18 protein-coding genes are annotated in these 18,564 nt (G+C 73.0%); 8 read left to right on the top strand and 10 right to left on the bottom strand.

Annotated elements, in window-relative coordinates:
* Positions 1-71 precede the first annotated feature (71 nt).
* The 5 genes from ACIA8X_RS05770 to ACIA8X_RS05750 form a co-directional block, all read right to left on the bottom strand.
* A complete protein-coding gene (locus tag ACIA8X_RS05770) occupies positions 72-680 on the bottom strand; it encodes a hypothetical protein (protein WP_393451574.1) in 609 nt (202 codons plus the stop codon).
* Positions 677-2,074, bottom strand: coding sequence for a hypothetical protein (locus tag ACIA8X_RS05765; RefSeq protein WP_393451571.1), 1,398 nt, complete (start codon positions 2,072-2,074; stop codon positions 677-679). The genes ACIA8X_RS05770 and ACIA8X_RS05765 overlap by 4 nt, the downstream gene beginning before the upstream one ends.
* Positions 2,071-2,871: an ABC transporter ATP-binding protein gene (locus tag ACIA8X_RS05760; protein WP_393451568.1), complete on the bottom strand. Its 801-nt coding sequence runs from the start codon at positions 2,869-2,871 to the stop codon at positions 2,071-2,073. The genes ACIA8X_RS05765 and ACIA8X_RS05760 overlap by 4 nt, the downstream gene beginning before the upstream one ends.
* A 94-nt stretch (positions 2,872-2,965) precedes the next feature.
* Positions 2,966-3,880, bottom strand: coding sequence for a zf-HC2 domain-containing protein (locus ACIA8X_RS05755; protein ID WP_393451565.1), 915 nt, complete (start codon positions 3,878-3,880; stop codon positions 2,966-2,968).
* On the bottom strand, positions 3,877-4,482 hold the full coding sequence (locus tag ACIA8X_RS05750; protein ID WP_393451562.1) for an RNA polymerase sigma factor: 606 nt from the start codon (positions 4,480-4,482) through the stop codon (positions 3,877-3,879). The genes ACIA8X_RS05755 and ACIA8X_RS05750 overlap by 4 nt, the downstream gene beginning before the upstream one ends.
* 234 nt (positions 4,483-4,716) lie before the next feature.
* Between ACIA8X_RS05750 and ACIA8X_RS05745 the strand changes: the two genes are divergently transcribed.
* The 3 genes from ACIA8X_RS05745 to ACIA8X_RS05735 all read left to right on the top strand — a co-directional run bounded on the left by ACIA8X_RS05745 (position 4,717) and on the right by ACIA8X_RS05735 (position 7,386).
* On the top strand, positions 4,717-4,926 hold the full coding sequence (locus tag ACIA8X_RS05745) for a hypothetical protein (protein ID WP_393452086.1): 210 nt from the start codon (positions 4,717-4,719) through the stop codon (positions 4,924-4,926).
* The gene (gene malQ, locus ACIA8X_RS05740; RefSeq protein ID WP_399457839.1) at positions 4,927-7,059 is read left to right on the top strand and encodes a 4-alpha-glucanotransferase; all 2,133 of its coding nucleotides are present in this window, start codon (positions 4,927-4,929) and stop codon (positions 7,057-7,059) included.
* Positions 7,060-7,128: 69 nt separating this feature from the next.
* On the top strand, positions 7,129-7,386 hold the full coding sequence (locus ACIA8X_RS05735) for a hypothetical protein (RefSeq protein ID WP_393451556.1): 258 nt from the start codon (positions 7,129-7,131) through the stop codon (positions 7,384-7,386).
* A 194-nt stretch (positions 7,387-7,580) separates the two neighbouring features.
* Here the strand turns inward: ACIA8X_RS05735 and ACIA8X_RS05730 are convergent, their stop codons facing one another.
* Positions 7,581-8,162: a TetR family transcriptional regulator gene (locus tag ACIA8X_RS05730; protein ID WP_393451553.1), complete on the bottom strand. Its 582-nt coding sequence runs from the start codon at positions 8,160-8,162 to the stop codon at positions 7,581-7,583.
* A 100-nt stretch (positions 8,163-8,262) separates the two neighbouring features.
* Between ACIA8X_RS05730 and ACIA8X_RS05725 the strand changes: the two genes are divergently transcribed.
* Positions 8,263-9,768, top strand: a complete 1,506-nt coding sequence (locus ACIA8X_RS05725; protein ID WP_399457838.1) for an FAD-dependent monooxygenase — start codon at positions 8,263-8,265, stop codon at positions 9,766-9,768.
* An 11-nt stretch (positions 9,769-9,779) separates the two neighbouring features.
* On the opposite strand, the gene ACIA8X_RS05720 is transcribed toward ACIA8X_RS05725, so the two are convergent.
* On the bottom strand, positions 9,780-10,292 hold the full coding sequence (locus ACIA8X_RS05720; protein ID WP_393451548.1) for a MarR family winged helix-turn-helix transcriptional regulator: 513 nt from the start codon (positions 10,290-10,292) through the stop codon (positions 9,780-9,782).
* Positions 10,293-10,427: 135 nt separating this feature from the next.
* Here ACIA8X_RS05720 and ACIA8X_RS05715 point away from each other — a divergent pair, with 135 nt between their 5' ends.
* The 3 genes from ACIA8X_RS05715 to ACIA8X_RS05705 are packed head-to-tail and all read left to right on the top strand — an operon-like array spanning position 10,428 to position 13,260.
* Positions 10,428-11,396 (top strand): EamA family transporter, encoded by a 969-nt coding sequence (locus ACIA8X_RS05715; protein WP_393451546.1) that lies wholly within the window; start codon positions 10,428-10,430, stop codon positions 11,394-11,396.
* Between the two features lie 35 nt (positions 11,397-11,431).
* Positions 11,432-12,349, top strand: a complete 918-nt coding sequence (locus ACIA8X_RS05710; protein ID WP_393451543.1) for a DMT family transporter — start codon at positions 11,432-11,434, stop codon at positions 12,347-12,349.
* A gap of 14 nt (positions 12,350-12,363) precedes the next feature.
* Positions 12,364-13,260, top strand: coding sequence for a LysR family transcriptional regulator (locus tag ACIA8X_RS05705; RefSeq protein WP_393451540.1), 897 nt, complete (start codon positions 12,364-12,366; stop codon positions 13,258-13,260).
* A gap of 40 nt (positions 13,261-13,300) precedes the next feature.
* Here the strand turns inward: ACIA8X_RS05705 and ACIA8X_RS05700 are convergent, their stop codons facing one another.
* From ACIA8X_RS05700 to ACIA8X_RS05690, 3 genes are all read right to left on the bottom strand, one after another.
* Positions 13,301-13,780 (bottom strand): DUF1203 domain-containing protein, encoded by a 480-nt coding sequence (locus ACIA8X_RS05700; RefSeq protein WP_393451537.1) that lies wholly within the window; start codon positions 13,778-13,780, stop codon positions 13,301-13,303.
* Between the two features lie 143 nt (positions 13,781-13,923).
* Entirely contained in the window at positions 13,924-16,500 is a 2,577-nt protein-coding gene (gene pepN / locus ACIA8X_RS05695; RefSeq protein WP_393451534.1) for an aminopeptidase N, read from the bottom strand.
* 208 nt (positions 16,501-16,708) lie between these two features.
* Positions 16,709-17,725 (bottom strand): aspartate-semialdehyde dehydrogenase, encoded by a 1,017-nt coding sequence (locus ACIA8X_RS05690; RefSeq protein WP_393451532.1) that lies wholly within the window; start codon positions 17,723-17,725, stop codon positions 16,709-16,711.
* A 308-nt stretch (positions 17,726-18,033) separates the two neighbouring features.
* On the opposite strand from ACIA8X_RS05690, the gene ACIA8X_RS05685 reads away from it, so the two are divergent.
* On the top strand, positions 18,034-18,564 hold the full coding sequence (locus ACIA8X_RS05685; protein ID WP_393452083.1) for a sigma-70 family RNA polymerase sigma factor: 531 nt from the start codon (positions 18,034-18,036) through the stop codon (positions 18,562-18,564).

Here is an 18,564-nt window from a genome sequence, read left to right as displayed (position 1 = left end):
CGCGGGGCCCCCGACACGGAATCTCGCAGTCGGGCGGCGTGGGATTTCCCAGTCGGGCGATGTGGGATCTCTCAGTCCCGCGCCCCCTCCGCCCGCGCGCCCCGCAGGACATACATCACTGCGCCCACGCCGAAGGCGACGAGCGCCACCACCCATGCGCCCCGCTCCCCGGCCGGCTGCACCAGCCAAGCCCACAGCGGCACCGCGGCCCCGTGCAGGGCGGAGGCGCCCAGATACACCGCGCTGACATATCCGAAGACCGGCAGCCAGCTCAGCCGGGCGCCGAGCAGGGCGGCCGCGGCCGCGGTGAGGCCGATGCAGCCGAGGGTGTTGCGGATCATGGCCGGCGGACCGAAGAAGGACGGGTGCCCTAGGACGGCCCACGGCAGCAGGGCCGCGGCCAGCGCGGTGAGGGCCACCAGGTGGAGCAGACGGCGCCGCCACCAGGGGCGGACGGCCGTGCGGTCCAGTTCGTCGGAGGCCGAGTACAGGCTCGTACCGATCACCGCCGCCGCGAACAGCGGGGCCAGCGCGATCACCGGCACCCTGCGGTCCGGGTCCAGATAGGCGTCCAGGCCGTGCGCGGCCCAGACCGCGAGGGCGGCGGTCGCGGCGAGCGCGGCGACCGTGCGCGGGAGGGTGCGCGAGCGGGCGTAGAGGAACGGGCCGGACGTCGTCACAGGGCCGGCACCTCGCTCGGGTCGCAGGCGCGCGCGGTCGCGAAGTACGCGGACAGCCAGGCGCGGCGCTCCTCACCGCCCATCGCCTTAAGGCGGGCGCGGGCGTCGAGCCGTTCGCGCAGGTCCGCACGGTCGGCCTTGCTCCCCTTGGCGTTCAGCCGGTCGAAGTCCGGGGCCGACGGACTCGGCGCCAGGTAGTGCTCCACGGCGTCGTCGGCCCTGGCCACACGCGGGTCCACGGCCTTGTCGCACTCGTTGCGGCCGTACAGCGCCATGCCGGCCTCCCATGCGAACCGCCGCGGATCAGCGAGTTTTCCCCGTACGACCGTCCAGCCGATCGGCGTGGTGATCGGCAGGTGGACCTCGTCCGGGCCGGGCTCACCCGGTAGATCGGTGAAGCGGACCGGCAGGTTCCGTACGCCGTGCAGTCGGTCGGTCAGGCCGGACAAGGCATCCGTGACCTGCGGCAGGAGGTCTTTGTAGCGGGCGTTGACGCAGATCTGCGGAGCGGTGGAGGTGTCGCACACCTGCTGCCGGGCGAGTGGGTTGGTGTGCCACAGGCCGTCGCCGGTCTGCACCAGCAGGGTGCCCGCCGCCGTCGCGGCGACCAGCGGCAACAGGGCCGTGAACCGGCGGCGGGCCGCGTACGCGAGGACCGCCGCCGCCGCGAGACCGCCCGTCCACACCGCCACCACGGGCGGTTGCCACCACACCGGTACGTCGATGTCCGACGCGGAGCCCATGGGGGTCAGCTGCCGGAGCGGGCCCGTGCTGTCATACGTCACGATGCCGAGGACGGCGTACCCGGCCACCGCGAGCAGCGGCGCCGTCACCATCCAGGGCAGGAGCCGGCCCACGACGTGGCCCACCAGGGCGGCGGACGCCAGGGCGACCGCGTCCGTGAGCGGCGCGACGAGGTCCGGACGATCGCCGGTGGCACGGAGCGCGGTGGCGAGCAGGGCCAGGGCGGCGGCCACCGCGTACCCGGCGACCATCCAGCACGCGACCGGCAGAGCCGAGGCCAGGAACCGGGCGAGCGGGCCCCGCACGGCGGTCGCCAGCAGCTGCTCGGTACGGCGTCTGCGCTCCCGGCCGCCCTGCCGGCAGCCGGCGGCCAGCGCCAGCGGGACGCCGAGCAACAGGGCCACCGTGTGCAGTTGCTCGCGGGTCTCGGCCCACCCGCCCTGCCACTCCGTGGACGTGGTGGCCAGCGTGGCGGCGAGGGTGAGGAACAGGGCGGCGCCGGTCCAGGGGGCGAAGCCGCGGCGGAACTCGGCCTGGAGGGGGTGGCGGGGTGTGCGCGGGGGAGGGGCGCTCGGTGCGTTGTGGTGTGCCTGCGGCCCCGGCTCCTGTCCCGGCCCCTGCTCCTGCCCCTGCGCTGTTACGAGGGTCATCGGGTCGTCCCTCCGAGGGTGCGGGCCGTGCGGGTGGGGGACTCGTGGTCGCGGTGGGCGCGCAGAGCGGCCGTATAACCGCGCTCGATCGGGTTGTCGCCGATGGCGCCTGCCGCCGTGTCACCGAGAGCCGCGAGGGACTCGGGTGTGCCGCGGTAGGCGACTCGGCCCGCGTCGACGAGGGTGACCTCCGTGCAGGCCGCCGCCACGTCCTCCACGAGGTGGGTGGAGACGATGACCGTGGCCGAGGCGCCCAGTTCGCGCAGCAGTTCGCGGAACTCCATGCGCTGTTCGGGGTCGAGTCCGGCGGTCGGCTCGTCGAGGAGCAGCACCTGGGGGTCGTTGACGATGGCCTGGGCGATGCCGACCCGGCGGACCATGCCGCCGGACAGCGTCTTGACCTTCGCGTCGATCCGGTCGGCGAGGCCGACCCGGGTGACGGCCCGTTCGACGGCGGCCGGGGTGTCGGCGGCGGGCATGTCCTTCAGCCACGCCACGTACGCGACGAACTCCCGCACGGTGAAGCCCGGGTAGTAGCCGAACTCCTGGGGCAGATAGCCGAGTTGACGTCGCACCGCGCTGCGGCGCCGCTGCTCCCCGGTGTCCTCGCCGAGGATCTCCACCCGGCCGCCGGTCGGTTCGGCGACCGTCGCGAGGACCCGGATCAGCGAGGTCTTGCCGGCCCCGTTCGGACCGAGCAGTCCGTGGACGCCGGGGCCGAAGTCGACGTCGAGGGAGTCGAGGGCGACGGTCCTGCGGTGGCGGACGTGGAGGTCGGTCACGCGGATGGTGGGCAAGGGGGCTCCAGGTGGGTCGGGCGTGGGCGCGGCTGTGGTCGGTGGATCCGGCCTCGGGTCGGACCGGGGCCGGGCCCGGGCCGCTCGGGCGGGGTCAACGCCGGTCCAGGTGGTCGTAGGCGGAACGGCGGGCCGCCAGCAGCGCGGCGCACAGGACTGCCGCCGCCGCCCAGCCGCCCTGGGCCTGTGCGCCGTTGAGGTACACCGAGGTCTGCTCGGCCAGGCGTGCGGTCAGTCGGCCGTCCGCGGTGAGCACCGGGGCCAGTACGGCGCACAGCCAGCCGCCGCCGGTCAGGGCCGTGGCGGCACGGAAGCCGACGTAGCCGGCCAGGGCCAGCGCGACCAGCGTCAGCGCGAGCCCGGGCAGCAGCCAGGCGGCCGCGCCGGGGGCGCCCGACGACGGCAGCAGCAACCCGGCCAGGGTCAGCAGCGGCAGGCTCACCGCCAGCACGGCGGTCGTCCGCGTCAGCACCAGCCGGAGCCCCGCCGAGGGGGTGGCAGCCGCGATCTCGTGCAGCGGATCGGCGTGCGCCCCGTAGGACAGGGCGACCCCGGCGACCGGCACCACCGGAGCGAAGGCCAGCAACAGGGGCCGCGCCCCCGCGAAGTCGGCGAACCGGGCCAGCAGGACCGCAGCGAGCGCCACCCCCAGCACGGCAGCCGACCAGGCACCACGGACGGCGGGACCGGCGGCCCACAGCACACGGGCCGCGCGGGAACCGGTGGGGGGAGTGGTGAGGTACCGGTACCGGGCTGTCCGGGCACCCCGCGCGTCCGACGTGCCCTCCGCCGCCGCCCTCTCGCCCGCCCCGAGCACCGCCCCCAGTACCGACTCCCGTACCTCCGCCAGCACCACCCCCGCCGACGTCTCCCGCACCGCCCGTGACACCCGGGCCGCGCAGTGCGCGCAGGACTCCAGGTGTTTCTCCAGGGACCAGGCGTCCGGGTCCGTCAGCGAGTCGTTCGCGTAGTGGGTGACGAGGGTGTCGGACGCGTGCCAGTCGGTCATGCCGGGCCTTCCAACGGTGAGGGGTGCAACTGGGCGAGTGCGGCGCGCAGTTCGGCGCGGGCGCGCATCGCGCGGGACTTGACCGTGCCCTCGGGTATGCCGAGCAGGCGGGCGGTCTCGCGGGTGGACAGTCCGTCGACGACCGTCGCGCGCAGCACGTCGCGCAGCTCGGGCGAGATCCGGTCGAGGGCGGTGCCCACATCGCCGTACTCCAGCCCCGCCAGCACCCGCTCCTCGGTGGACGGCACGGCCGTCGCCGGCGGGTGCCCGGTTAGCGCCTCGTCCACCGGCGGAGCCTGAAGCCGCGTGGCCCGCTCGTGCGCGCGCCGTGCGTCGACCAGGCGCCGCGCGGCGATGGTCCACAGCCAGCCGCCGGCCTCTTCACCATGGTGCGCGTCGGCCGAGCGCCACACCGTCACGAACGTGTCCTGCAGCACCTCGCGCACCACCTCGGGGTCGGCGCAGCGCCGACGCAGCCGTGCGTGCAGCCATCCCGCGTGCCGGTCGTAGAGCGTGGCCAGCGCGGCCGAGTCCCCGCCCGCGACGGCGCGCAGCAGCGCCGCGTCCGAGTGCTCCTCGTCCGTCTCCCGGTGGCCCCCCATGGGGCGGAACAGTCTCACACCCCCTCTATCGACGACTCCGGGGCGGCCGGTTCACGCTCGCGGAACAGCGGAGAATGTGACGAGAGGCACGTTGTTCGTTCCTGTACGTCTGCCGTGACGTCTGCTGGGTAGGGCTGCGGTACCGGACGTCGTACTAGACACAAGGAGGTCACAGTGGCCGCACATGTTCTGCTCTCCGCCCTGTCCAAACCCGAGGCGCCCATCGAGCCCGAGATGCACGACTGTGTCTTCAGCGCCGAGGGCGCCTGCTCCGAGACCCCCCTCACCAGCGAACCGCCCCTGCCCGACGCCGAGCCCCTGACCAGTGAGCCGCCGCTCGCCGACGCCGCGCCGCTTACCAGTGAGGCGGCTGCCTGGGACATGGGCATGGACGTGGGTATGGACACCGGTATGGATATGGACATGTACCCCCCGAGGCCGTAGATGACAGCACAGCGGCCGGCCGGCGCCCCGGACCAGGAACTCCCCTCCGACGATCTGTCCCGGCTCGCCGAGCTGTGCGGCGTCGCCCCCTCCTACCGGCCGTCCCCCGACCGCACGGTCACGGCCTCCGCCACCGCGCTCACCCTCGCCCTGGCCGCCCTCGGCGTCGACACGAGCACGCCCGCCGCCGTCGGTGCCGCGCTCGCCGCCCGCGAGCGGGAGCTGCGGGAGCGGCTGCTGCCGCCGACGGTGGTGTGCTGGAGCGGCGACGCGGAGCCCGAAGCGCTGGCCGCGCTGCCGTCCGGCACCCGGCTGCACATCGAGACCGAGCAGGGCGAGAGCCGGGCCACCGTCGGCCAACTCCCGCTCGGCGTCCACCGTTTGACGGTGACCGCACCGGACGGCCGTACGGCGACCGGCCACCTGGTCGTCGCCCCGCCCCGGCTGCCCACGCCCGCCGGACGCTCGTACGGCTTCCTCGTCCAGCTCTACTCCCTCCTCTCCCGCCGCTCCTGGGGCATGGGCGACCTCGGTGACCTCGCCGAACTCGCCGCCTGGGCCGGCCGGGCGCTCGGCGCCGGATTCGTGCAGGTCAACCCGCTGCACGCGGCCGTACCCGGCGCCCCGACCGACCCCTCGCCCTACCGCCCGTCCTCCCGCCGCTTCCCCGACCCCGTGCACCTGCGGGTCGAGGACGTGCCCGAGTTCGCGTACGTCGAGGACCGCGAGCGCGTGCAAGGGCTGCTGGAGCGGGCCGGGCGGCTGCGGGAAGCGGTGCTGGAGAAGGGGGAGTTGATCGACCGGGACGCGGTGTGGGAGGCCAAGCGGGAGGCGCTGGAGCTGGTGCGCGAGGTGCCGCTCGGGCCGGGGCGACGGGCCGCGTACGTCGACTTCCTCGCGCGCGAGGGGCAGGCGCTGGAGGACCACGCCACCTGGTGCGCGCTCGCCGAGGCGCACGGCTCCAACTGGCGGCGCTGGCCGGCGGGGCTACGGGATCCCCGGTCGCCCGAAACCGCCCGCGCGCGGGGCGAGTTGATGGACCGGATCGACTTCCACTGCCGTCTCGCCTGGCTCACCGACACCCAGCTGACCGCCGCCCAGCGGGCCGCCCGGGAGGCCGGGATGCCGGTCGGGATCGTGCACGACCTCGCGGTCGGCGTGCATCCCGACGGCGCCGACGCCTGGGCGCAGCAGGAGTACTTCGCGGCCGGCATGTCGGTGGGCGCACCGCCGGACGCCTTCAACGCGCGAGGCCAGGACTGGGGGCTGCCGCCCTGGCGGCCGGACCGGCTGGCCGAGTCGGGGTACGAGCCGTATCGCCGACTGCTGCGGGCGCTCTTCCGCTCCGCGGGCGCCCTGCGCATCGACCACGTCATGGGGCTGTTCCGGCTGTGGTGGGTGCCGCAGGGGCATGCGCCGACCGAGGGGACGTACGTCCGCTACGACGCCGAGGCCATGCTCGCCATCCTGGTGTTGGAGGCCTCCCGGGCCGGGGCGCTGGTGATCGGGGAGGATCTCGGCACGGTCGAGCCGGGGGTGCGGGAGACGCTGCGCTCGCGGGGCGTGCTCGGCACCTCGGTGCTGTGGTTCGAGCGGGACTGGGACGGGGACGGCCGTCCCCTGCCGCCCGAGTCCTGGCGCGCCGACTGCCTCGCCACCGCCACCACCCACGACCTGCCGCCCACCGCGGCCCGCCTCACCGGCGAACACGTCGAACTCCGCGACAGCCTCGGCCTGTTGACCCGCCCCCTGGAACAGGAGCGGGCTCAGGCGTCGGCGGACACGGGCGAGTGGCTGGAGCTGCTGTCCCGGCTGGAGCTGCTGCGGGGCACCCACGGCGGGCAGTGCGTCTCGGGCGAGGAGGCCGAGATCCAGGCCGTCCACCGCTTCCTGCTGCGCACACCGGCCCGCATGGTCGGCATCTGGCTCCCGGACGGTGTGGGCGACCGGCGGCCGCAGAATCTGCCCGGGACGTGGGACCAGTACCCGAACTGGCGGCTGCCGATCGCCGACGCGGAGGGGAGGGCGGTGACGCTGGAGGAGTTGGCGGCGTCCGCGAGGGTGTGGGCGCTGGTGGAGGCGGTGCGGGGGGACGCGGGCCGGCATTCCCAGGGCACCCGGGGCGATACGTAGGGCACCCCGGGCGTTACCTAGGGCACCCCGGGCGCGCGGCCCGTCGTGGGGTTCTGTACTTTTGGGACCGTGGACAAGAAGAACGCCCTGCGCGCCGGCGCCCTGGCTGCCGGTACGACGCTGATGATGCTGCTCATGTCGTCCCCCGCGCTCGCGCTCACGCGTGACGACGGCGACGACCCCGGCCAGGGCCTGAGCGTCATGGATACGCTGGGCCAGTTCGTCTTGGCCCCGCTCGTGCTGTTCGCGGTCATCGCGGGCCTGGTGATGGTCCTGGACCGCTCCACCGACCGCCAGCCGAAGGCAAAGGCCAAGGCGAAGGCCTGACACAGGTCCAAGGCCTGGCACAGGTCTGACGAAGGCCTGATCAGAGCGGCTGCGTCCGCTCACAGCTCTTCCCGAGGGCGTCGGCCCTTGTCGTCACACGCGCTATCCGCCGTACGTGACGACGAGGCCGGCGCCCTCGGTGCGTTCTGCGGCAGACGACGGCCACCGGTCCGGGACTCCCGCGTCCGGGACCCTCACGCCGGGTGCGGCGCCGTCAGATACCGCTGCACCGTGGGCGCCAGCCAGGCCACGACCTCCTCGGGGGCCAGTTCCACGGCGGGCGGAAACCGCAGGACGTAGCGCGTGAGCGCCAGCCCCAGCAACTGCGCCGACACCAGCGCCGCCCGCGCCGGGGCCTGCTCGGGGTCGGGGCACACCCTGCGCGCGACCGGCAGCAGTTGGTCGCCGAAGATGCCCCGCATGCGCTCGGCCCCGGCCTGGTTGGTCGCGCCGACCCTGAGCAGGGCCGTGAGCACCTCGTTCTTCTCCCACATGCCCAGGAAGTGCGTCACGAGCACCCGGCCGACGTCGTCCCGCGTCAACGAGGCCGGGTCCGGCAGCCGCAGGTCGATGGCGACGGCCGCCGCGAACAGGCCCTCCTTGTTGCCGTAGTAGCGCATCACCATCGACGGATCGATGGACGCGTCCTTGGCGATGGCGCGGATGGTGGCGCGGTCGTACCCGTCGGTCGCGAAGCGCTCGCGGGCGGCGTCGAGGATCGCCTTGCGCGTGGCGTCGGAGCGGCGGGGTGGGGTCGGGGGCTTGCTGTGCGTCATGCCAACAATCGTAGGCCAACAAGTGTTGACGCCCAAGGGTCGCGGCCTTAGCGTTGCCAACAAGCGTTGACCAACAAGCGTTGGCAATCAGGAGGGCATCATGAACGGCACGAACGGCACCCGTACCAGCCCGGCGGGCATCCCCCACTCCGTGATCGTCGTCGGCGCCGGCCCCACCGGCCTGCTCCTCGCCGGCGACCTCGCCGCCGCCGGCGTCTCCGTCGTCCTCGTCGAGAAGCGCCCCCACAAGATCAGCAACCTCTCCCGTGCCTTCGGTGTGCACGCCCGCACCCTGGAGCAGCTCGACGCCCGCGGCCTCGCCGACCCGCTGCTCGCCACCGGCAGCACCATCACCGAGCTACGTCTCTTCCGTCGCCTCTCGCTCGACCTGGGCACGCTGCCGTCCCGCTTCCCGTTCCTGCTCATCACCCCGCAGTACGAGGTCGAGCGGCTGCTGGAGCGGCGGGCGCGCGAGCTCGGCGTCGAGTTCCTCTTCGAGAACGAGGTCGTCGGGCTGCGGCAGGACGACAGCGGGGTCGATCTCGATGTGCGCGGCCCGGACGGGACGGTCGTCACGCGTCGCGCGGCCTACGTCGTCGGCGCGGACGGTCACCGCAGTGCCGTACGCCAGGCCGTCGGTCTGCCCTTCCCCGGCGTCTCCGTCATCAAGTCCCTGTTCCTGGCGGACGTCCGGCTCGCCGAGCGGCCGGAGGGTGTGCTCACGGTCAACGGCGCGGGCGATGCCTTCGCGATGATCGCGGCGTTCGGCGACGGCTGGTACCGCGTCATGGGCTGGAGCCGCCGCCACGAGGTCCCCGACGACGTCCCGCTCGACCTCGACGAGGTCAAGGACGTCACCCGTCGCGCCCTGGGCACCGACTACGGCATGCACGACGCCCGCTGGCTCTCCCGCTTCCACAGCGACGAACGGCAGGCGCCCGAATACCGGGTCGGGCGGGTCTTCCTCGCCGGCGACGCCGCGCACGTGCACTCGCCGGCCGGCGGCCAGGGCATGAACACCGGCCTCCAGGACGCGGCCAACCTCGGCTGGAAGCTGGCCGCGGCCGTGCGGGGCCGGGCGCCCGAGGGTCTGCTGGACACCTACCAGGCCGAGCGTCACCCCGTCGGCAAGGCCGTGCTGCGCAGCAGTGGCGGGCTGGTCCGGCTGGCGCGGGCGCAGAGCCCGGGCCTGCGTGCCGTACGCGCCCTCGTCTCCGCCTTCGTCGGCATGGCCCGGCCCGCCCGGACGAAGGCCCTGGCCCAGATCTCCGGCATCGGCTACCGGTACCCCGCTCCTCGCGGCGCCCACCGCCTCACCGGCACCCGCGCCCCCGACGTCGCACTTGCCGGCGGCGGCCGCCTCTACGAGGCCCTGCGCGGCGGACGGTTCGTGCTGATCGCGCCGAAGGCGGGCGAGGCGGTGACGGGCGGGGCGGAGGCGTACGACGGCCAGGGCGCCCGTAAGGACCGGCTCACCGTCGAGCGCTGGGCGGGCGACCGTCGTACGACCGTGCTGGTGCGGCCCGACGGATACGTGGCGTGGGCGACGGGCGCGGCGACGGACACGGCGGCGGTCGAGGCGGCGCTCGCCGCTCACCTGGGGTGAGTGGAGCCCGCCTACCGCTGCTCGGACGTCCCCGCGAGCAACTCCCGCAACAGGTCGGCCAGCTGGTCGGCCTGTGCGTCGTCGAGGGCCGACAGGGCCTCCGTCTGGGCGGCGAGGCCCGCGCCGACCGCCTCGTCGATGAGGGCCAACCCCTTCTCGGTGAGGGTGACGTGCAGACCGCGGCGGTCGTGCGGATCGGGGGAGCGGCGCAGCAGGCCGGCCCGTTCCAGCTTGTCGAGGCGGCCGGTCATGCCTCCGGTGGTGAGCATCAGCGTCGCCGAGAGCTGGCGGGGCGAGAGCGTGTAGGGGTCGCCGGAGCGGCGCAGGGTCCCCAGGACGTCGAACTCGCCGCGTGAGATGCCGTGGGGCGCGTACGCCTTCTCCATCCGGTCGCCCATCGTGCGGGAGAGGCGGAAGATCCGCCCGAAGACCTCCATCGCCTTGGTGTCGAGGTCGGGGCGCACGGTCGCCCACTGGTCGATGATCGCGTCGACGGGGTCCTTGCGCTGTGGGCGTTCGCTCATGAGCCGAGTATCGGCGGCCGGAAGGTCGACCGCAAGAAAGTGGCTTGATGCTAAGTGGCTTTGCAATGAGTAGCTTGACGATGAGTGGCTTAGCGCTAAGCTAATTACCGCTGACCTACTTGAAGGGTGTGCCTCATGGCCGTCAACCGTGGCAACCGTGCCGGCGGTGCCTCCCGCCCGGCCCTGATACTCCTCACCGCGCTCGCCCCCGTCTCCTGGGGCACGACGTACGCCGTCACCACCGAGTTCCTGCCGGCCGACCGCCCCCTGTTCACCGGCCTGATGCGCGCCCTGCCCGCCGGTCTGCTGCTGCTCGCCGTCGCCCGCGTCCTCCCGCGCGGCGCCTGGTGGTGGAAGTCGGCGGTGCTGGGGGCGCTGAACATCGGCGCCTTCTTCCCGCTGCTCTTCCTCTCCGCGTACCGGCTGCCCGGCGGTCTGGCGGCCGTCGTCGGCTCGGTCGGCCCGCTGTTCGTCGTGGGCCTCTCGGCGCTGCTGCTGGGGCAACGGCCGACGGTGCGGAACGTGCTCACCGGCGTCGTGGCGGCGTTCGGCGTCAGCCTCGTCGTGCTGAAGGCGGCCGGTGCGCTCGATGCCGTCGGCGTGCTGGCGGCCCTCGCCGCCACGGTGTCCATGTCCGCCGGTACCGTCCTGACCAAGCGCTGGGGCCGCCCGGACGGCGTCGGCCCGCTCGCCCTCACCGGCTGGCAGCTCACCGCGGGCGGCCTGCTCATCGCCCCGCTCGCCCTCCTCGTCGAGGGTGCGCCGCCCGCGCTCGACGGCCGGGCGACCGTCGGCTACCTCTACCTTGCGCTGGCGAACACGGCGGTCGCGTACTGGCTCTGGTTCCGCGGCATCGGCCGCCTCAGCGCCACGCAGGTCACCTTCCTCGGCCCCTTGTCCCCGCTGACCGCGGCGGTGGTGGGCTGGGCGGCGCTGGGTCAGGCGCTGACGCCGGTGCAGCTCACGGGCATGGCGCTCGCGTTCGGCGCGACGGTGGTGGGACAGATCGGGGCGCGCTCCAAGGCCCGACAACCTTTCAGTTCTACTGAAGGAAAGGGCCGAAAAGATTCGATGGACGTGACTGGTCTGGCGCTGCGACGGTAGATCGAACCCGATCACCGACCAGCGAAAGGACCTCCGTGACCGTCGTCCTCCCCAGGACAGCCCCCACCCCGACCCCCCTCCTCAAGGCGACCTCCCTCGGCATCGCGCTCGCCGCCCTCGCCACCGTCGTCTGGTCCGGCAGCTTCGTCACGTCCCGCGCGCTGCACGACAGTGTGCCGCCGGTGCAGCAGGCGTTCTGGAGGTGGCTGGTGGCGCTGGTCGCGGTGGCCCCGTTCGGCGCCCGGCAGGCCTGGCGGCAGCGGGAGCTGATCCGCCGCCACCTCGGCTTCGTGCTCCTCGCCGCGCTCCTGGGCGTCACCGCCTACAACACCCTCGTCAACCAGGCGGGGTTGACCATGCCCGCCGCCAACATGGGCATGATCATGGCCGCTTCGCCGGTTCTGATGGCCGTGTTCGAGCGGGTCGCGGGGGTACGGCTGGGCGCGCGCAGGGTCGCGGGACTGCTGACGGCCTGCGCGGGCGTCGTGCTGCTGATCGGGGGAGGCGCCGGTGGGGCCCGTTTCGCGGCGGGAGATCTGTGGATGATCGCGGCGGCCTGCTGCTTCGCCTCGTACAGCGGCCTGTTGCGGCGCCGGCCGGCAGAACTCGGCGGTACGGCCTTCCTGTTCACCACGTTCCTGCTGGGCACGGCGCTGCTGCTGCCCGCGCAAGGCGTGAGCCTGGCGGTGCAGGGCGGCTTCGACCCGACACCCGGCACCGTCCTGCCGATCCTGTACGTGGGGGTCGCCTCCTCCGCCGTCGCCTTCTTCGCCTGGAACCGGGCGATCGCGCTGGTCGGCCCGAGCCGGGCCGGGGTCGTCTACTACCTTCAGCCGGTGTGCGTGGCCCTGCTGTCCTGGGCGGTCCTCGGCGAGACGGTCGGCCTGCCGCAGGTGCTGTGCATGGCGCTGATTCTCGGCGGGGTCGTCCTGGGGGCTGCGGCGCGTCGGTGACGTAGGTTGCCGCCATGGTCGAGTGGGACATCCGGAAGCTGCAGATCCTGCGGACGTTGCGCGAGCGGGGGACCGTGACCGCGACGGCCGAGGCGCTGCGGATGACGCCGTCGGCCGTGTCGCAGCAGCTGACGAACCTCGCCAAGCAGGTCGGGGTGCCGTTGCTGGAGGCACAGGGACGGCGGGTGCGGCTCACGGACGCGGCGCGGCTGGTGCTGCGGCACGCCGAGGCCGTGTTCGAGCAACTGGAGCGGGCGGACGCCGAGTTGGCGGCCTACGTGCACGGTGAGGTCGGCGAGGTGCGGGTGGCGGCCTTCTCCACGGCGGTGCCCGCGCTGGTCGTACCGGCCGTGCGGGCGTTGCGCGAGACGCACCCCGGGGTGGTCGTACGGGTGCGGGAGGCCGAGGCGGGGGAGGCGTACGAGGTGCTGGCGGCGGGGGAGGTCGACCTCGCCCTGTCCCTGGCCGCGCAGGCACCGACGGTCGGGGACGCGCGCTTCACACGGGTGGAACTGCTCGCGGACCCGCTGGACGTCGCCCTCCCGACGGGGCACGAACTGGCGCACGTCGAAGGGCTGCGGCTGGCCGATCTCGCCGGGGAGGACTGGATCTTCGGCGGCAGCGGGCCGTGGTCGGACATCACGCGGGGGGCGTGCGAGGCGGCCGGGTTCACTCCTCGGCAGGGGCATTCGGCGGCCGGGTGGACGGCGATCCTGGCGATGGTGGAGGCCGGGATGGGGGTGGCGTTGGTACCGCGGATGGCCGCCGTGGCGCGGGGTGGGGTGGTGATGCGGGAGGTGGGGGAGCCGCGGCCGGTTCGGCATGTGGTGGCGGCGGTGCGGAGGGGGAGTGAGGCCGGGGCCGCGGTGGGGAGGGTGCTCGGGGCGCTGCGGGAGGCCGCGGCAGGCTGACGCACCGCAGCGGCGGAACTCAGGGCCGGCGTACCTCGTGTCAGGGCCGGCGTACCTCGTACAGGAAGCAGCCGTACTCGACGGCCCGGACGTGGACGAGCGCCACCGCCGGGTCGGTGAACGCCTCCGCGAGAGCCTCCGCGAAGGCCCCCGCATCCACGAGCCGACCCCCGAGAATGCGCCCCTCGGCCGAGTAACGGCGCACGGTGCGGTGGGCGTTCGTGAAGGGCAGGCCGTCCCCGTCGGGCCCCGCGCACTCCTCGGCGTGGACGAAGACGGGGCCCTGCTCGTCGTATGCCCCGGGGTCGGCGCCGACTTCGGCCGCCCAGCGGCGCAGGGGAGCGTAGGACACGAGGGCGATCAGCTCGCCGGGTGCGCTGCGGCGCAGGCAGCAGCGCAGGGGCGCCCCGCCCTCCTCGTCGGTCACGGGGACCATGCGGCGCCCCGCGTCGTCGGCGGAGCGCAACTCCTTGAGGGCCGTCGGATCGATGGGGCGTGGGTGTGCCGGGTGGGTCGTCATGTCCCCAGCCTCACGCGCGTCGGCCCCGCCCACCGGCGGTAAACGGACATCGCGCTCCGAGCCCGTGGACGAGAGGCGCCGCATACAAGAGGCGCCCGCTGCCGTAGCACCGGGCGCCCCTGTCGACGTACGTACGACGACGGTTACCGCTCCGTCGCCGCGTCCGCCGCCTGCGCCTTCAGCGCGCGCTCCACGCCCGCCCGGGACTCCGAGACCAGGCGTCGCAGCGCCGCGTTCGGCTCTGCCGACGACAGCCACGCGTCCGTCTTGCGCAGCGTCTCCTCGGAGACCTGGATCGCCGGGTAGAGGCCGATCGCGATCTGCTGGGCGATCTCGTGGGAGCGGGAGTCCCAGGCGTCCTTGACGACCTCGAAGAACTTGTCCGTGTAGGGGGCGAGGAGTTCGCGCTGGTCGGTCTGGACGAAGCCCGAGATCACCGCCTCCTGGACGGCGTTCGGGAGCTTGTCGGAGTCGATGACCGACGACCAGGCCTCCGCCTTGGCCTCGGCGGTCGGGCGGGCGGCGCGGGCCGTGGCGGCGTGGCGCTCGCCGGCCGCGGTCTTGTCCCGCTCGTACTCGCCCGCGATCTCCGTCTCGTCGAAGCGGCCCACCGCAGCCAGGCGCTGCACGAACGCCCAGCGCAGCTCCGTGTCCACGGCCAGCCCCTCGATCGCCTGGGAGCCGTCCAGCAGGGCCTCCAGCAGATCCAGCTGCTCCGGCGTGCGGGCCGTCGCCGCGAACGCCCGCGCCCACGCCAGCTGGTGGTCGCTGCCCGCGTCCGCCGCGCGCAGGTGGGCCAGCGTGGCGTCCGTCCAGCGGGTCAGCAGGGCCTCGCGGGTGGCCGGGGCGGCGTACAGCTCGATCGCCAGCTTCACCTGGCGCTGCAGCGACTGCACGACGCCGATGTCGGACTCCTTGCCGATGCCCGACAGGACCAGGGAGAGGTAGTCGCGGGTGGCGAGCTCGGCGTCGCGCGCCATGTCCCAGGAGGACGCCCAGGACAGGGCCCGGGGCAGCGAGGCCTCGAAGTCGCCGAGGTGCTCGGTCACGAAGGCCAGCGACTGCTCGTCCAGGCGGACCTTCGCGTACGAGAGGTCGTCGTCGTTGAGGAGGATCACGTCCGGGCGGGGCTTGCCCGACAGCTGCGGTACGGCGGTCAGTTCGCCGTCCACGTCCAGCTCGATGCGCTCGGCGCGCAGCAGCTTGCCGGAGGTCGCGTCCAGGTTGTACAGGCCCACCGCGACGCGGTGCGGGCGCAGCGTCGGCTCGCCCTTCGCGCCGGCCGGCAGCGCCGGGGCCTGCTGGCGGATCGCGAAGGACGTGATCACACCGCTCGCGTCCGTCTCGATCTCGGGGCGCAGGATGTTGATGCCCGCCGTCTCAAGCCACTGCTTCGACCAGGTCTTCAGGTCGCGGCCGGAGGTCTCCTCCAGGGCGCCCAGCAGGTCGGACAGGCGCGTGTTGCCGTACGCGTGCCGCTTGAAGTACGCCTGGACGCCCTTGAAGAACGCGTCCTGGCCGACGTACGCCACGAGCTGCTTGAGGACCGAGGCGCCCTTGGCGTAGGTGATGCCGTCGAAGTTGACGAGCACGTCGTCCAGGTCGCGGATCTCGGCCATGATCGGGTGCGTCGACGGCAGCTGGTCCTGGCGGTACGCCCACGTCTTCATCTGGTTGGCGAACGTCGTCCACGCCTGCGGCCAGCGCGATTCCGGGGCGTGCGCCTGGCAGGCGATGGAGGTGTAGGTGGCGAACGACTCGTTCAGCCACAGGTCGTTCCACCACTCCATGGTGACCAGGTCGCCGAACCACATGTGGGCCAGCTCGTGCAGGATGGTCTCCGCGCGGCCCTCGTACGCCGCCCCCGTCACCTTGGACCGGAAGACGTACTGGTCGCGGATGGTCACCGCGCCCGCGTTCTCCATCGCGCCCGCGTTGAACTCCGGCACGAACAGCTGGTCGTACTTCTTGAACGGGTACGCGTAGTCGAACTTCTCCTGGAACCACTCGAAGCCCTGCCGGGTCACCTCGAAGATGGCGTCCGAGTCGAGGTACTCGGCGAGCGAGGGACGGCAGTAGACGCCGAGCGGGACGGACTGGCCGTCCTTCTCGTAGACGCTGTGCACGGAGTGGTACGGGCCGACGATGAGCGCCGTGATGTACGTCGAGATGCGCGGCGTCGGCTCGAAGGACCAGACGTTGTCCTTGGGCTCCGGGGTGGGCGAGTTGGAGATGACCGTCCAGCCCTCCGGGGCCTTCACGGTGAACTGGAAGGTCGCCTTCAGGTCGGGCTGCTCGAAGGACGCGAAGACACGGCGGGCGTCCGGCACCTCGAACTGGGTGTAGAGGTAAGCCTGCTGGTCGACCGGGTCGACGAAGCGGTGCAGGCCCTCGCCCGTGTTGGTGTACGCGCAGTCGGCGACGACCCGCAGGACGTTGGGGCCCTCAAGCAGGCCGCGCAGCGCGATCCGGGAGTCCTTGAAGACCTCGTCCGCGTCGAGCGCGTCGCCGTTGAGGGTCACCTCGTGGACGGTCGGGGCAACGAGGTCGATGAAGGAGTCGGCGCCGGATTCGGCGACGTCGAAGCGCACCGTGGTCACGGACCGGTAGGTGCCGCCCTCCTGCGCGCCGGAGAGGTCGAGATCGATCTCGTACGAGTCAACGGTGAGCAGCTTCGCCCGCTGCTGCGCCTCTTCGCGAGTCAGGTTTGTGCCAGGCACGCGGTCATCTCCTCGATATGTGTGGGTTGCGCCATCCTTCCACGGGACCTGCACGGGAGGCGACGTCCCAGGGCCCTCGCGACAACGCCGTAGGGAAAGCCCTGTACCTGAACCGTCGGTCAGCACATGGGTCAGCCCATCGGTCAGCACACAGGAGGGGCGGGGCACCTCTCCGGTGCCCCGCCCCTCCTTAGGGTCGCGCGGGCGGTCAGCCCTTCAGCTCGGCCGCCACCAGCTCCGCGATCTGCACCGCGTTCAGCGCGGCGCCCTTGCGGAGGTTGTCGTTGGAGAGGAAGAGGGCGAGGCCGTGCTCGACCGTCTCGTCCTGGCGGATCCGGCCGACGTACGACGGGTCCTGGCCGGCCGCCTGGAGCGGGGTCGGGACGTCGGTGAGGGCCACGCCGGGGGCGCCGGCCAGCAGCTCCTTGGCGCGCTCCACGCTGATCGGGCGGGCGAAGCGGGCGTTGACCTGGAGGGAGTGGCCGGAGAAGACCGGGACGCGCACACAGGTGCCGGAGACCTTCAGCTCGGGGATCTCCAGGATCTTGCGGGACTCGTGGCGGAGCTTCTGCTCCTCGTCCGTCTCGTGTCGACCGTCGTCGACGATCGAGCCCGCCAGCGGCAGGACGTTGTACGCGATCGGCGCGACGTACTTGTTCGGCGCCGGGAACTCCGCCGCCGACCCGTCGTGGGTCAGCTTCGGCGCGTCGTCGCCGACCTTCTTGACCTGCTCGAACAGCTCGTCCACGCCGGCCAGACCGGAGCCGGAGACGGCCTGGTAGGTGGCGACCACGAGGGCTTCGAGGCCCGCCTCGGCGTGCAGCGGCCGCAGCACCGGCATCGCGGCCATCGTCGTGCAGTTCGGGTTGGCGATGATGCCCTTGGGGCGGTCGGCGATCGCGTGCGGGTTGACCTCGGAGACGACCAGCGGGACCTCGGGGTCGCGGCGCCACGCCGAGGAGTTGTCGATCACCACGGCGCCCTGGGAGGCGACCTTCGGGGCCAGGGCCTTCGAGGTCGAGCCGCCCGCCGAGAACAGCACGATGTCCAGGCCGGAGTAGTCGGCCGTGGTCGCGTCCTCCACCGTCACGCCGTCCAGGACCGTCCCCGCCGAGCGGGCCGAGGCGAACAGGCGCAGCTCGGTGACCGGGAAGTCGCGCTCCTTGAGGATCCTGCGCATGACCGTGCCGACCTGACCGGTGGCTCCGACGATTCCGACCCTCACAGCGACTCCTTCTGGGCGTTCTTGCATGTCTGCGGCCTTTCCATGATGCGGCCGACCCAGGTCCGCCTGTCCAATTCTTTGCGCTTCATACCCCCGGACAGGGACACCCCGACCGCCCGGACGGTTCCGGAACTCCCGTCCGCACCCATGCTGAGCTGCATAAATTCGTCCCACGGGGCCCTCGTGCCGCAAGCTGTGCTGCGCTCGGGCGGCGGTGTGACGTACACCTCGGAAAAACTCCCGGCGACCGGGTCGAACGTTTCCGTGCGCTGCGGCGTCGTAGAGGAAACGCGGTGAGGGGGTGGCTTGTGCTGCGCAGAAAGGCCCGCCGTGCCCAGGAGGTCGATCACAGAGATCCCCTGGACGCGGCCCAGGAGCGTCGGGTGCGTGCGGTGCTCGCGCTGGGCGGGGTGCCGCAGGCGGACCTGCTGGACGGGGTACAGCAGGTCCGGCTGCGGTTGCTGGAGCGTGCCGCGAGCGGGCGGGAGGCGCCGCGGGACGTGTCGGCGTGGGCGGCGGTCGTCGCCTCCAACCTCGCCATGGACTGGCACCGGGCCAAGAAGCGCCAGGAGCGGCTCGGCGAACGGCTCGCCTCCCTGCGCCAGCCGGCCGCCCACCCTTCCGGCGAGGACACCAGCCTGCTCTCCCTCGCCGTCGCCCAGGGCCTGGACGACCTGCCCGACGCCCAGCGTCAGGTCCTCGTCCTGCGTTTCTTCGCCGATCTGTCGGTGCGCGGGATCGCCGAGGAGCTCGGCATCCCGGAGGGCACGGTCAAGAGCAGGCTGCACACGGCGGTACGGGCCCTGCGCGCCCGCCTGCACGAGGACGAGGTGGTGTGA

It is taken from the genome of Streptomyces sp. NPDC051738, assembly GCF_044453205.1.
In the GTDB taxonomy this organism is placed as follows: Bacteria; Actinomycetota; Actinomycetes; order Streptomycetales; family Streptomycetaceae; genus Streptomyces.
This window is presented reverse-complemented; position numbering and strand designations above follow the sequence as displayed.

What these genes read in the sequence shown, in the direction of transcription:
- ACIA8X_RS05765 (WP_393451571.1), bottom strand. Translation starts at nt 2,074, where the DNA reads ATGACCCTCGTAACAGCGCAGGGGCAGGAGCAGGGGCCGGGACAGGAG.
- ACIA8X_RS05755 (WP_393451565.1), bottom strand. Translation starts at nt 3,880, where the DNA reads ATGACCGACTGGCACGCGTCCGACACCCTCGTCACCCACTACGCGAAC.
- ACIA8X_RS05750 (WP_393451562.1), bottom strand. Translation starts at nt 4,482, where the DNA reads ATGGGGGGCCACCGGGAGACGGACGAGGAGCACTCGGACGCGGCGCTG.
- ACIA8X_RS05745 (WP_393452086.1), top strand. Translation starts at nt 4,717, where the DNA reads ATGCACGACTGTGTCTTCAGCGCCGAGGGCGCCTGCTCCGAGACCCCC.
- malQ (WP_399457839.1), top strand. Translation starts at nt 4,927, where the DNA reads ATGACAGCACAGCGGCCGGCCGGCGCCCCGGACCAGGAACTCCCCTCC.
- ACIA8X_RS05730 (WP_393451553.1), bottom strand. Translation starts at nt 8,162, where the DNA reads ATGACGCACAGCAAGCCCCCGACCCCACCCCGCCGCTCCGACGCCACG.
- ACIA8X_RS05725 (WP_399457838.1), top strand. Translation starts at nt 8,263, where the DNA reads ATGAACGGCACGAACGGCACCCGTACCAGCCCGGCGGGCATCCCCCAC.
- ACIA8X_RS05720 (WP_393451548.1), bottom strand. Translation starts at nt 10,292, where the DNA reads ATGAGCGAACGCCCACAGCGCAAGGACCCCGTCGACGCGATCATCGAC.
- ACIA8X_RS05715 (WP_393451546.1), top strand. Translation starts at nt 10,428, where the DNA reads ATGGCCGTCAACCGTGGCAACCGTGCCGGCGGTGCCTCCCGCCCGGCC.
- ACIA8X_RS05705 (WP_393451540.1), top strand. Translation starts at nt 12,364, where the DNA reads ATGGTCGAGTGGGACATCCGGAAGCTGCAGATCCTGCGGACGTTGCGC.
- ACIA8X_RS05700 (WP_393451537.1), bottom strand. Translation starts at nt 13,780, where the DNA reads ATGACGACCCACCCGGCACACCCACGCCCCATCGATCCGACGGCCCTC.